The sequence below is a fragment of the Acinetobacter sp. 70_2 genome (assembly GCF_056736115.1).
Map to the genome: position 1 here is coordinate 837,988 of NZ_JBWZIP010000015.1, position 13,032 is coordinate 851,019.

14 protein-coding genes are annotated in these 13,032 nt (G+C 35.1%); 8 read left to right on the forward strand and 6 right to left on the reverse strand.

Annotated features, from left to right (window positions below):
- Positions 1 to 49: 49 nt before the first annotated feature.
- From recA to AC1PJ9_RS12935, 3 genes are all read right to left on the reverse strand, one after another.
- A complete protein-coding gene (recA, locus tag AC1PJ9_RS12925) occupies positions 50 to 1,102 on the reverse strand; it encodes a recombinase RecA (RefSeq protein WP_263613886.1) in 1,053 nt (350 codons plus the stop codon).
- A gap of 145 nt (positions 1,103 to 1,247) precedes the next feature.
- Entirely contained in the window at positions 1,248 to 1,688 is a 441-nt protein-coding gene (locus AC1PJ9_RS12930; RefSeq protein ID WP_263614985.1) for an RNA-binding S4 domain-containing protein, read from the reverse strand.
- Entirely contained in the window at positions 1,672 to 2,358 is a 687-nt protein-coding gene (locus AC1PJ9_RS12935) for an HAD-IA family hydrolase (protein WP_272317745.1), read from the reverse strand. Before AC1PJ9_RS12935 ends, AC1PJ9_RS12930 begins: the two co-directional genes overlap by 17 nt.
- A gap of 453 nt (positions 2,359 to 2,811) precedes the next feature.
- Between AC1PJ9_RS12935 and AC1PJ9_RS12940 the strand changes: the two genes are divergently transcribed.
- The gene (locus AC1PJ9_RS12940; RefSeq protein WP_311087459.1) at positions 2,812 to 3,048 is read left to right on the forward strand and encodes a hypothetical protein; all 237 of its coding nucleotides are present in this window, start codon (positions 2,812 to 2,814) and stop codon (positions 3,046 to 3,048) included.
- A 114-nt stretch (positions 3,049 to 3,162) separates the two neighbouring features.
- Positions 3,163 to 3,456: a hypothetical protein gene (locus tag AC1PJ9_RS12945; RefSeq protein ID WP_004708422.1), complete on the forward strand. Its 294-nt coding sequence runs from the start codon at positions 3,163 to 3,165 to the stop codon at positions 3,454 to 3,456.
- Positions 3,457 to 3,509: 53 nt separating this feature from the next.
- Here AC1PJ9_RS12945 and AC1PJ9_RS12950 read toward each other — a convergent pair whose 3' ends face one another.
- Both AC1PJ9_RS12950 and gigD read right to left on the reverse strand, forming a co-directional pair.
- Positions 3,510 to 4,046: a GNAT family N-acetyltransferase gene (locus tag AC1PJ9_RS12950; RefSeq protein ID WP_311087460.1), complete on the reverse strand. Its 537-nt coding sequence runs from the start codon at positions 4,044 to 4,046 to the stop codon at positions 3,510 to 3,512.
- A gap of 43 nt (positions 4,047 to 4,089) precedes the next feature.
- The gene (gene gigD, locus AC1PJ9_RS12955; RefSeq protein WP_311087461.1) at positions 4,090 to 4,539 is read right to left on the reverse strand and encodes an Lrp/AsnC family transcriptional regulator GigD; all 450 of its coding nucleotides are present in this window, start codon (positions 4,537 to 4,539) and stop codon (positions 4,090 to 4,092) included.
- Between the two features lie 146 nt (positions 4,540 to 4,685).
- Here gigD and kynU point away from each other — a divergent pair, with 146 nt between their 5' ends.
- From kynU to AC1PJ9_RS12980, 5 genes are all read left to right on the forward strand, one after another.
- On the forward strand, positions 4,686 to 5,936 hold the full coding sequence (gene kynU, locus AC1PJ9_RS12960) for a kynureninase (RefSeq protein ID WP_311087462.1): 1,251 nt from the start codon (positions 4,686 to 4,688) through the stop codon (positions 5,934 to 5,936).
- 43 nt (positions 5,937 to 5,979) lie between these two features.
- Positions 5,980 to 7,386: an amino acid permease gene (locus tag AC1PJ9_RS12965; protein ID WP_311070741.1), complete on the forward strand. Its 1,407-nt coding sequence runs from the start codon at positions 5,980 to 5,982 to the stop codon at positions 7,384 to 7,386.
- A gap of 7 nt (positions 7,387 to 7,393) precedes the next feature.
- Complete coding sequence (locus AC1PJ9_RS12970; protein ID WP_311087463.1) at positions 7,394 to 8,143, forward strand: alpha/beta hydrolase; 750 nt, start codon at positions 7,394 to 7,396, stop codon at positions 8,141 to 8,143.
- A gap of 854 nt (positions 8,144 to 8,997) precedes the next feature.
- Positions 8,998 to 9,114 carry a hypothetical protein gene (locus AC1PJ9_RS12975; protein WP_263613878.1) on the forward strand — a complete coding sequence of 39 codons (117 nt, stop codon included), beginning with the start codon at positions 8,998 to 9,000 and terminating at the stop codon, positions 9,112 to 9,114.
- A 227-nt stretch (positions 9,115 to 9,341) separates the two neighbouring features.
- Entirely contained in the window at positions 9,342 to 10,520 is a 1,179-nt protein-coding gene (locus tag AC1PJ9_RS12980) for a S8 family peptidase (protein ID WP_311087464.1), read from the forward strand.
- Positions 10,521 to 10,597: 77 nt separating this feature from the next.
- Here the strand turns inward: AC1PJ9_RS12980 and AC1PJ9_RS12985 are convergent, their stop codons facing one another.
- On the reverse strand, positions 10,598 to 11,224 hold the full coding sequence (locus tag AC1PJ9_RS12985; protein WP_311070750.1) for an SOS response-associated peptidase family protein: 627 nt from the start codon (positions 11,222 to 11,224) through the stop codon (positions 10,598 to 10,600).
- A 353-nt stretch (positions 11,225 to 11,577) separates the two neighbouring features.
- On the opposite strand from AC1PJ9_RS12985, the gene AC1PJ9_RS12990 reads away from it, so the two are divergent.
- Entirely contained in the window at positions 11,578 to 13,020 is a 1,443-nt protein-coding gene (locus AC1PJ9_RS12990; RefSeq protein ID WP_311070752.1) for a glucose/sorbosone family PQQ-dependent dehydrogenase, read from the forward strand.
- Positions 13,021 to 13,032 lie beyond the last annotated feature (12 nt).

Genomic DNA, 13,032 nt, shown 5'->3' on the forward strand with positions numbered 1-13,032 from the left:
ATTTCCTTGTAAAAAACGCCCCGAAGGGCGTTTTATGACTCATGTATAATTAAGACTCTAATAAAAGATCTGGTTCTTCTTCATCATCTTCAATTTGCACTGCGCCATTTGTACCTGTAGTCAACAATTGCTCACGGATATTGCGCTCAATCTCTTCAGCTATTTGCTTATTTTCTTCAAAATAACGAATTACGTTATTCTTACCTTGGCCAATTTTATTACCTTGGTATGAATACCATGCACCAGCTTTTTGAACGATATCTTGTTGAACTGCTAAATCTACAAGTTCACCTAATTGGTTAGTACCTTTACCATATAGAATTTGGAAAATAGCTTCTCTAAATGGAGGAGCCATTTTGTTCTTAACGACTTTAACTTTGGTTTCTGAACCAACAATTTCGTCGCCTTCTTTTACCTGACCGATACGACGAATATCTAAACGAACTGAAGCATAGAATTTAAGTGCGTTACCACCAGTCGTAGTCTCTGGGCTACCAAACATAACGCCAATCTTCATACGGATTTGGTTAATGAAAATAACCATACAGTTTGAACGTTTAGCATTACCCGTAATTTTACGAAGTGCTTGGCTCATAAGACGTGCTTGTAGACCCATGTGAGAGTCACCCATCTCACCTTCGATCTCTGCTTTAGGTGTAAGAGCAGCTACCGAGTCCACAACGATTAAATCAATCGCACCTGAACGAACAAGCATATCAGCGATTTCAAGTGCTTGCTCACCGTTGTCGGGTTGTGAAACAAGTAGGTTATCAATATCTACACCAAGCTTACGTGCATACTGAGGATCTAGGGCATGTTCGGCATCGATAAAGGCACATGTACCACCAGACTTTTGACATTGAGCAATTGCTTGTAATGTCATTGTAGTTTTACCAGAAGATTCTGGACCATAAATTTCGATAATACGGCCTTTCGGTAAACCACCAATCCCCAATGCGATGTCTAAAGTTAAAGAACCTGTAGATACGGCTTCAACTGCTTGAACAGTGTTGTCACCGAGACGCATAACCGTGTTTTTACCAAATTGCTTCTCAATTTGGCTCAAAGCGGCTTGTAATGCTTTGCTTTTATTCTCATCCATCTCAAAAACCTCAATACTCTATGTTCATCACGTTTAACCCAAGTGGATGCATTGAATCTCAACTTGTTTCACAGGGTTAATAGTGACAGATTTTTTCTCTAGCTTCTATATATTGTATATGTGAGTGCGACACAACTCGACGTTTTTATTCATCATCATAAGACCAATGGTCTTCATAATGTTGATCATTATCCTGTTTAAACCGATTGATTTGTCGCCGATCTTTCTTGCTTGGTCTATGGTCAGGTCGAGCTAGATTATGCAATTTTCGCTGGGAAGCAATCAACTCCCGTCTTGCAATACTTACTTCGGTTTCTTCATAAAGTTGTTGTGCAACTGGAGCGGGTCCTCTAGCGTTGGAAAGTGCTTTAACAACAATCGTCTTTTTATCGAAACCTTGCTGAACAACCAATTCCATCCCAACACGAATTTCTTTAGAAACTTTTACACGCTCATTATTGTGATGTACTTTTCCTCCTTCTATTGCTGCTTTAGCAATAGAACGAGTTTTAAAAAAACGTGCTGCCCATAACCATTTGTCAACACGCATGGTTTCTACAGCATCGTTTTCACGCAATTTTGACATCATTATCCTTTCTATCAGTTTGATTCAAAATAGACAGTAGCTCTGTAAGCTGATCTAGAGCTTTATACTCTAAATCTTGTGACTGCCTTTTACTCTTAAGAGTTGAGGGCTGTAAGATAGTAAACAAGTGTCTTATACCAAATTTTTCAGCAGTTTTTAAAACTGGAAGAGTGTCATCTAAAAAAATAGTCGTTTCTGGTACAAAATAATATAAACGTTGTAACTCTTGCCAAAATTGAAGGTCTTCTTTTGCATGACCAATTTGTTCGCTAGACACAATCACATCAAAAAAATCTTGAATAGGAATGTTATCAAGTTTTAATTGTAAACTTGCACAGTCTGCATTAGTGACTAACCAGCATTGATAACCTTGTTCTTTTAGAGCGCGAAGTAGCTCCATGCATCCTGATCGTGTTTTAATTTTATGTTGAAATTCTTGTTGAAGCTTTAAAACATCTACGCCTGTAGTTTTTGTCCAATATTTTGAAGAATACCAGGCAAGAGTATGCTTATTGCTACGATAAAACTGGCTTAATATTTCTTGGCTTTCTGTTAAAGAGATTTGATGTGTCTGAGAATGTCTTTCAGGTAGGCATTCGTTCCATATAAAATCGTCAAAAGCCAAATCTAACAAAGTTCCGTCCATGTCAAAAAGCACTATTTTATTCATGTTTTGAGAGCTCCAACTAAAATATACATGGAAGAAAAGTAGCTTAAGATTATAATCATTAAAGTCGGGAAAACGGACTGATTTGTTGTTATTTCATCATTTTAAAATTCTAATGGTTTGTAATGAATAAACAAGTAGATAACAATAGTGCCCCTAAAGTTTGGACTACTCAATATTGAGAGAAAAGAAAAATCGTGTTTTTCATAAGATAGCTTCTATATATCTGCTCTTACTTTTTTGAAGGTATATTTTATGATAAAACTACTTAATAGTGGTGCTTGTACAAATTTTTGAAAATATTCATGGAAGTAAAATAGGAGGAAAGTGGTTAATAAAGTCTTTTAGAAATATAGATTTATATTTATTTTTTGGTTCATTTTTTGATAAGTATTTTTGCTTTTCTATGAACTCTATGGAATTATTATTTAATTATTATTAAAAGTTGGAATAAAAGTGGGCTTATATACAATTAGATATGGTTATCGTAACAACAGTTTTTTTATAGCTTCAAACGCTGCTGGAAAGTTTATCGTAATTGATGCATCAGGAGCAGATTTTCAAATAGGTCATCAAATCTCTTATGACGGTACCAAAATAATAAACGAAACTTTAAATGATGAGACGGAAGCAAGAGTTCATCTAGAGAGCAATGAAAAAGAGGCTTATGAATATTTACGTGCCATGAAGTAATAAACTCGTTATTTTGATTTACATAGGATACGTATTGGCAAACATTTTATAAATTGAACCGTACCTGTTTAAAGTTATATTAAAAATTATCCGAATAACAATTTAGAGCAGGCGATGAAAATTGGATTTATTGGAGGAGCCAATGACGGCATAGTGATCAATGCCGCCAATGGTATTGATACTTATAAACTTGAATGGCATTACAAGGCTGAGAAACACTGTGAAGAACAGCCATCATTAGGGTTAAATGGTCCTGAATATGATTACTACAATCTATTAATTTTGAGAAAAAACAAAGAAGCAAAACTTTTCTATGTTTTAACTACTATGGATAAGGAAGCTATTGCAGATAAAATTAATGAATATTGGGAGCATTCCACTTCTGTAGGTTATGACTTTGATGAATAATTCTTATTTTTTAATTCATTGAAATGCTTGAAATATATCAATATTTAATTTACTCATAACTTAAACTTAGGATTATATATTTCATAAAGAACATGTTCTTTTAGGGCATGTTCGTCTGGAAGCTTGGGATGATTGAAGTATTTAACTTTGTGCATTCCTAGTCTTTCCATCACTGCTTGAGATGGCTTATTCACTGTTGCTGTAAAAGAAACCACTTTATCTTTATTAAGCACATTGAAGGCATAGTCTAATGCTGCTTTTGCTCCTTCTGTGGCATAACCTTTTTTCCAGTATTTTGTAGCAATCCTCCAGCCAATTTCAATGCAAGGGGAAAAATCAAATTGTTCTGGTTGGTCGTGTAGGCCAATAAAACCAATAAAGTCATGGCTTTCTTTTAATTCTACAGCCCAAAATCCCCAACCTTTTTCATCAATAAGGGCTGATGCTCTTTGAATTAAATTTATACTTTCAGTAGCAGATAAAAGCTTTGGAAAAAAACGCATAACCTCTTTATCCAATCCCATTTCGATAAAGGGGGCAGCATCAGTTTCTTTCCATTGTCTTAAGATTAAACGTTCGGTTTCGATCATAGTAAAAGCTCTTTAAATATAATTTTTAATTTAACCATATAGTCTACAGTGGCTTTTGTATAATTTTCTGCAAGATAATCTTAGAATTAATACTTATCACTCCTTTAATTTTATTGAGTGTATTAATAACAAAATGAGAAAAAGAATTTAGATCTTTAGTGGCCACATGCAGTACATAGTTACATTCACCTGTAATGATATAGGCGTTTATCACCTCGTCAAAATTCTTGATCTGGCTTAAAAAAAACTGGTGATCATTTTCAGTGAGTTGAGCAAGTTTAATTTCAACCATGGCCTCAATTTTTATACCTAATTTTTCGTAGTTAACTTTCGCTTGATATTTTTCAATGATCCCGTTGGTTTCTAAAATCTTGACGCGTCTGTGACAAGCAGATGCTGAGAGATTGACAAGATCAGCAAGTTCTTGGTTACTTAAACGTGCATTGTCTTGTAAATACTTCAAAATTTTTAGATCGATTGCATCTACATTCATTTTCGAATTTCATCCATGTTTTTTAATTTTAATTGGAATTTTATACGAAAATAGCCGTTTTTGATTAAATATTATCGAATAAATCGAAAGAATTGACATGATAAAATTCAAATACAAAGGAAATGTTGAAATAGGTGCAATACCAAATGATTACTCGTGAACAGTGTTTGTATTGGGATCAGGAAGATGAACTCAAAAAATTTAAAGATGAATTTGCATTGCCAGAAGGTGTTATTTATTTAGATGGCAACTCTTTAGGTGCTAGACCAAAGAAATCTTTGGCTGTCGCTCAGCATATTATTTCCCAAGAATGGGGGGAAGATCTGATCAATAGCTGGAATAAGGCTGATTGGTGGGGATTACCAACAAGACTGGGTGACAAAGTCGCTAAACTGATTGGTGCGGAACAAGGCGAAGTTGTTATTTCAGATTCAACTACACTGAACTTATTTAAAGTTTTATCAGCAGCGGTAAAAATTCAGGCCGAAAAAAATCCTGAACGTAAAGTCATCGTTGCGGAGAAAGATGCTTTTCCAACAGATATTTATATTATTGAAGGTTTCATTGATTTAATTCAAAAGGGCCATCACGTTGAATTAATTGATGGAGTAGACGACTTAGCTCGAGTTTTAGAGAAAGATGTTGCTGTGGTAGTTCTTTCTCAGGTGAATTACCGTACAGGGTATTTCTACGATATGTCATCTATTAATGAGCAGATTCACTCTAAAGACGCTTTGGTGATTTGGGATTTATGTCACTCCGTTGGCGCCGTTCCAATGGACCTGAACCAAAGCGGTAGTGATTTTGCGATTGGTTGTACCTATAAATATTTAAATGGGGGGCCTGGTTCGCCAGCATTGCTCTGGGTCAATGAAAAGCACCGTGATCAGTTCTGGCAACCTTTATCTGGCTGGTGGAGTCACAAAAAACCGTTTGATATGGCACAGCATTATGAGCCAGCGAATAGTATTCGTCGTTATTTATGTGGGACTCAGCCGGTTATTTCTATGAGTCTTATTGAATGCGGTGTCGATATTTTCTTACATGCTGATATGCAAAAAATCCGTGAAAAATCGCTGAAATTAACTGACTTATTTATTCAACTGGTACAGCAAGAATGCTCTGAATTTGGTTTTGAGTTAATTACGCCTTTAGATCATAAATATCGTGGTAGTCACGTCAGTTATCGTCATGAATTCGGTTATGAAATTATTCAGGCGCTTATTGCACGTGGTGTGATTGGTGATTATCGGGAACCAGCGGTGTTGCGATTTGGTGTTACACCTTTGTATCTAGGGTTTGAAGATATTTGGAATGCAGTACAGCATTTAAAAGAAACTATGCTGAATAGTGAATGGAAAAATAAGCGCTATTTAGTTCGCGGTGAAGTGACCTGATTTTTTTAAGGAATTAAAATAAAACAAATGGCTAGGAGGGCCTATGAGTAGTTTTGATGAAATACAAAATAGAGAAGCTGGGCTGCATAAAAAGTTATCTGCAAAACAGATGGGGATGATTGCCATTGGTGGAGCAATTGGAACCGGATTGTTTATGGGAAGCAAATTTGCAATTAGCTTTGCTGGTCCTGCAGTCATCGTCAGCTATGCGATTGGTGGTTTAATTGCATTTGCACTTATGGCTTGCTTGGCTGAAATGACAGTTCAGCATCCTACCTCGGGCTCATTTGGTGCATACGCTGAACATTATATGAGTCCACTTGCTGGCTTTTTAGTTCGCTACTGTTATTGGGCTTGTATTGTGCTGGCTGTAGGCACTGAGATTACCGCTGTAGCTGACTATATGAAGCTTTGGTTCCCCAATGTGGGCTCTTGGGTCTGGATTGGATTTTTTTCACTGACCTTACTTGTTGTAAATGCCTATAGTGTTAAAGCCTTTGGTTTGGTGGAGTACTGGTTTTCCACAATCAAAGTTTTTGCCATTATCGTGTTTATTCTTTTGGCTATTGGTATCTTGACTCAAAGCAAGGAGGGCGCAAAGCAAGTTGTGACTAATTTGTCAGGGCATGGAGGCTTTTTCCCCAATGGCTTTAGTGGGGTATGGATTGGTGTCATTATTTCAATATTTAGTTATTTAAGTATAGAAATGATCGCCGTCGCAGCTGGTGAAGCAAAAGACCCTGAAAAAGCAGTAAAAAAGGCATTTAAAAGCACAGCACTCCGACTCATTTTGTTTTATTTATTGTCTTTATTTCTAATCGTTACTTTGGTGCCATGGACGGTTTTGATTGGAGCAGATGCAACAAGTCCTTTTGTTATGGTCATGAGGATTGTTGGTATTCCATATGCCGATAGTATTTTAAACTTTATTGTAATTGTAGCTGCCTTATCTGCAATGAATAGCATGCTTTATATTTCAACTCGTATGTTGTTTAGCTTGTCACGTGCAGGTGATGCACCAAAAGTTTTTGGCCGAATTAGTAGTAACGGTGTACCAGTAAATGCACTGTTGCTTTCCGCGGTAGGGATTGGTATTGCTAGTATTGTTTATACAATTAATCCGGCTTCTGCGTTTCCAATCATGATTGCACTATCGATGTTTGGTGCATTGTTCACTTGGGGCAGTATCTTTGTGACACATATGTTTTTTAGAAAGCATATGGCTCAGCAAAACATACAGCTAAAATTTAAAATTCCAGCCAGTCGATTCATCTCACTATTTGGTTTTATTGCGATTTTGAGTATTACAGTAACCACTTGGTTTACCAATGAGTTTAAGTCTACTTTGCAGTTTGGCGTACCTTTAGTGCTTGTTCTGATATTTTGCTTCTACTTAAAACGTTCCACCGTAAAGTTAAATCTCAACTCTAGTGAAGAAACATTGAAGTGATCGGTATATGAGACAATATGATAATGCTACAACGGTAGCAAATGAAGGTGAAATATTAGCAAGCTTTCAACATAGAAGCTTGCTGAGTTATCAAACCTATCATCATATAAAAGATATAAAGTATGGTTCACAGAATCGATCAACGATGGATTTTTTCCCCTTAGAACATGCCAATAGAACCGTGATTTTTATACATGGGGGATATTGGCAGTGGTGTGATAAATCGGACTTTGCCTTTATTGCACCGTATATTTTAGCAAAAGGGGCGCAGTGTGTACTTTTAGAATATGACTTGGCACCTCAAAGTCATATTTCACAAATGGTGGCTCAAACTCAAAAAGCTCTAGATTTTATTGCACAGCAGAATTGGAAAACGGATGAAGTTTTATTAGTGGGCCATTCAGCAGGTGCGCATCTCGGGGCATTATGTTTAAGCCATCCTTTATTATCTGAAGCAGTTTTATTAAGTGGTATCTATGATTTAGCACCTATACGAGAGACTCATTTAAATCATGCATTAAACTTATCACAAGACGATATTTTGAAATATAGCCCTATTTATCACAAAGAGAGTGTTGATATTCCGTGTATGATTTTGTGCGGAGAGTTGGAGCTAAGTGAGTTGAGATGGCAAAGCCAAAATTATTTTGAGCATAAAGGCGGTCAAGATCAGGAGTTATTCTCCTTCGAGACTATTTCTGGGATCAATCATTATTCTATTTTAGAGCACTATTTTAAATGTAGGTTTGAGAACTAGAGAATCTGAATTTTAAAGGTGGGTGCTTAGTTTTAATATTTGGAATCAATAATTTGAAGTTTATTCAACGATGGCGTGCTAAATGATATATGTTTTTATTAAATTTAGTTGAATATATTAATTTTAGGTTGTGTTTAAGTGGAAATGTAAAACGTATCACATTTAAGTAGCTTTTTATCACTACGTTGGATTTCAAGTTGACCTAAATTAATAACTCAATTAGATTAAAAGGATAGTGTTTTCTCTCTAATCGACAAACTGTTTAGCTGTTGCTTAGATGAGTTTTATAGTCCGTAGCTTCCCAAGATACGGACTTTTTTATTTTGTATCGTCTCTTGATCATAAATATTTAGTGTACTAAAGCAGCAATTGATGAAGTTGATCACATCGAGTTAAATGAAAATATGAAAGAGGTATTGTAAATATATCTTTAAAAGTATATATTTATTCATGCACATACTGCGTCTGTAAAGTTTTTTATTTTAATACCCTCGTATCTTAGATATGAGGGTATTTTTTATTAAAAGTATTTTACTCATAAAATTGTTTTTAAATAAGTTAATTGGTAAATAAAAGGTAATTACATAAATTTTAAGAAATATTAAACTTAATTTTTTATAGTTAATTTTACTATTTATAAAAATAGAGAGAATGTATTTTAGATTTTTAATAAATTTGCCTAAATAATAATTTTATAGCTTAAAAATATGAATAATAATTTGAGTAAATAAAATATTTATACATTTACTATACGTAGGAATTATAGTTAAAAAAATTGTAAATTACTTATGATTGCTCGAATGAGTAAATTTTGAAATAATTTTTTTAATTTATTGTTTATCTATCAGGTTGTTATGGATATTTTGAAGTTTTTAAAGAGTTTTAATACTGTAGGGACATACTTAACAATCATGACTATAGTTTTGCTCATCATGGTTATTCTTTTCTATATTGTTGATCCCAAATATTAAAGAATAACTGAATATTAAAGAATAAAATATATAAGTTTTAATTAGATTCCTATCACAGTTTTTGTTGAAAAAGTTGAAGTATATTGTGTGAAATAAAAAATTATGAAAATATGATTTAGGTTAAAACAGATAAAACTCTTTATAATTTTCATCTGGAAGTTAAACCTGAAATAAAAAAGTTATTACTTATCATAAAAATACCTGAAATATAATATATGGAGATATACATGAATATTCACAAAGTTTCTGCTATTTTTCTTTCAATGGCAGCGACCCATTTAGCTTACGCAGCACCAAATCTTTTAAATTCTGCAATAGACTCTTCTCAACCAAAAGGAATTATTAAAAATCAATATATTGTCATCTTGAACAAGGATATTGGATCTGCTAAAGATTTTGCACAGAATATTGCAAAACAACATGGTGGCAGGGTTTTGCAGAGCTACGATAGTGCTCTTAAAGGTTTTGCAATTTATTTACCTGATACGGCAGGAACAGCCTTTATTGAAGCGATGAAAAAGAATCCACAAGTTCTTTCTGTAGAAAATGATACTGTTGTGAATATTGATGCAACGACCCAAAGTAATCCTGATTGGGGACTAGATCGCATCGATCAGAAAGCTTTACCATTAAATTCAGCATATTCTTATTCGCAGACCGGTTCGGGTACAACAGCTTATATTGTTGATACTGGTATATTGTCTACCCATCAAGAATTTTCAGGTCGTGTATTAAATGGATATACAGCAATATCTGATGGTAATGGAACGACCGATTGTAATGGACACGGCACACATGTTGCTGGGACTGTAGGGGGGACGACTTATGGTGTTGCCAAGAGTGTAAGACTAGTTCCAGTCCGGATTTTAGGATGTGATGGGTCTGGTGCTTCAAGTAATGTTATTGCTGGTTTAGATTGGATTTTGAAAAATGGAAGTAAACCAGCCGTTGTAAACATGTCGTTAGGCGGGGCAGCAAGCTCTTCTTTAGATAGTGCAGTAGAAAATTTATATAATAATGGTTATGTAATGGTCGTAGCCGCAGGTAACTCGAATACAGATGCTTGTACTTCTTCTCCTGCAAGAACAAGTAATGCAATTACAGTTGCTGCAACGGACAATACTGATACTCGAGCAAGTTATTCTAATTATGGAAGCTGTGTGGATGTTTTTGCGCCGGGAAGTCAAATTAATTCTTCTTGGATTGGAAGTAATACAGCCACTAAAGTATTAAATGGTACCTCAATGGCAACTCCACATGTTGCCGGTGTAGTTGCTGAAATGCTTCAAAGCACACCTACTGCTACGCCTCAAACGATATTGACTAATTTGTTAAATCAAGCAACCAGTAATGTAGTGAAAAATCCGTCTGGTAGCCCAAACCGTTTGCTCTACAAATCGCCTTAATGTCCAATATAAAAAAAGGTCCCAAGCGGGCCTTTTTTAATTTTTTATATGTGTCCTCAGTGCTAAATATTTAATTATTATTTCTTCATATCTGCTTTCGGTAGAGATATAAATTCATATAGTGGCATATCTAAGAAAAAATCAGATGCTTCAGTGTGCTTGCAATTCAACCAATCATTCCTGAGATGATTTGGTATCACAATAATTGAACGTTTTTCATCGTCTGGTTTGTGAAACTGCTTCATGAATGGATGCTGATCTGCGTTTATTGTTAATAATGACATTGACCGAACTTTCTGCTCATCAATGATGGTTTCTTCATAAATTGCCGCAAGTGTAAATGGTTCCCTATCTTGACGGAATATGCCATACCAATGAGCTTTTCCATTGATATATTTCGGTTCATAAATAGCTTCAACAGGTATAAGCCCGAATTGATTATGTGACCAAGCGTGTTTAAAAGAACGTTTTTGTTCAACCGTTTCAGTTCTTGCATTATAGGTTGCATACTTAAATGAAACTTCTCTGGCATAGGGAGGTAACATTCCAAATTTAACTTTTAGCCATTCCAATTCATTTTGGTGAGATAAGATCAGTGGACAGTCATCACTTGGATAAACATCCGATTTGTAATCAAACGTTGGTTCAAATAAGTCTAATTGATGAGCATGATCTTTCTTAAGAGGTTTAAAATTTGCGCACATAACTGAACCTGACTTCTGCTGAAATCCTTAAGCTCTAGCTTGAATCTTTTAGCTGGGTGTTATGTATGTTTTTATAGTTTGAATTGTCTGTTTCAGTATTAATTTTTACTTTTCAATTACTTTGTTAAAGGTTGCTTTCATATCAATCAGTTTAAAAACTTGATGAACTATTTATAAGATAACTTTTAAAGTATTCATTTGTTTTGAATAGCTACTTTTATGCAACAGAGCCTTTCAGAAATTTGGATTTTAATAAATATGCTATTCATCATAATACAAAAGATATAGAGAACTTATACAAATCAAACGTTTTTGATTTGAGTAACTCTTTAAAAAATTTATAAGGTGGAATTATGAATAAACATTTATTAGCCAAGGTCACTCTTTTAGGTGCTGCACAACTATTTATGCTTAATACGGCATTTGCGGACATTCCGCTTACGCCAGCGCAATTTGCTAAAGCAAAAACAGAAAATTTTGATAAAAAAGTTATTCTGTCTAACTTAAATAAACCGCATGCTTTGTTATGGGGACCAGACAATCAGATTTGGTTAACCGAACGTGCAACCGGTAAAATTTTAAGAGTAAATCCTGAGTCCGGTAGCGCAAAAACAGTTTTTCAGGTTCCTGAAATTGTGAATGATGCGGATGGGCAAAATGGTTTGTTAGGCTTTGCTTTTCATCCTGACTTTAAACATAACCCTTATATCTATATTTCGGGTACTTTTAAAAATCCAAAATCTACAGATAAAGAACTACCTAACCAAACGATTATCCGTAGATATACCTATAACAAAACAACAGATACATTTGAAAAACCTGTTGATTTGATTGCAGGCTTACCATCATCAAAAGACCATCAGTCAGGCCGTCTTGTTATTGGTCCAGACCAAAAAATCTACTATACGATTGGTGACCAAGGCCGAAATCAACTGGCTTATTTGTTTTTACCAAATCAGGCGCAGCATACCCCAACTCAGCAAGAGCTGAACAGCAAAGACTACCATACCTATATGGGCAAGGTATTACGCTTAAACCTGGATGGAAGTATTCCTAAAGATAACCCGAGCTTTAATGGGGTAGTTAGTCATATTTATACTTTAGGGCACCGTAATCCACAAGGTTTAGCATTTGCTCCAAATGGAAAGCTTTTACAATCTGAGCAAGGGCCAAATTCTGATGATGAAATTAATCTCATTTTAAAAGGTGGGAACTATGGTTGGCCAAATGTAGCAGGTTATAAAGATGATAGTGGCTATGCTTATGCCAACTATTCGGCTGCAACCAATAAATCTCAAATTAAAGATTTGGGTCAAAACGGGGTAAAAGTAGCCGAAGGTGTTCCCGTGACTAAAGAGTCTGAATGGACTGGGAAAAATTTTGTAGCACCTTTGAAAACGTTGTATACCGTACAAGATACCTATAACTACAATGATCCAACTTGTGGTGATATGACTTATGTCTGCTGGCCAACGGTTGCACCGTCATCGGCATATGTATATACGGGAGGTAAAAAGGCGATTCCGGGATGGGAAAATACATTATTGGTACCATCTTTAAAACGTGGAGTCATTTTCCGTATTAAGCTAGATCCAACATATAGTGCGACTTTAGATGATGCTATCCCGATGTTTAAAAGCAATAACCGTTATCGTGACGTGATTGCAAGTCCGGAGGGCAATGTCTTATATGTACTGACGGATACAGCGGGTAATGTGCAAAAAGACGATGGTTCTGTAACGCATACTTTAGAGAATCCTGGTTCTCTCATTAAATTTACGTATAACGGAAAGTAGTTTATGTAAAAA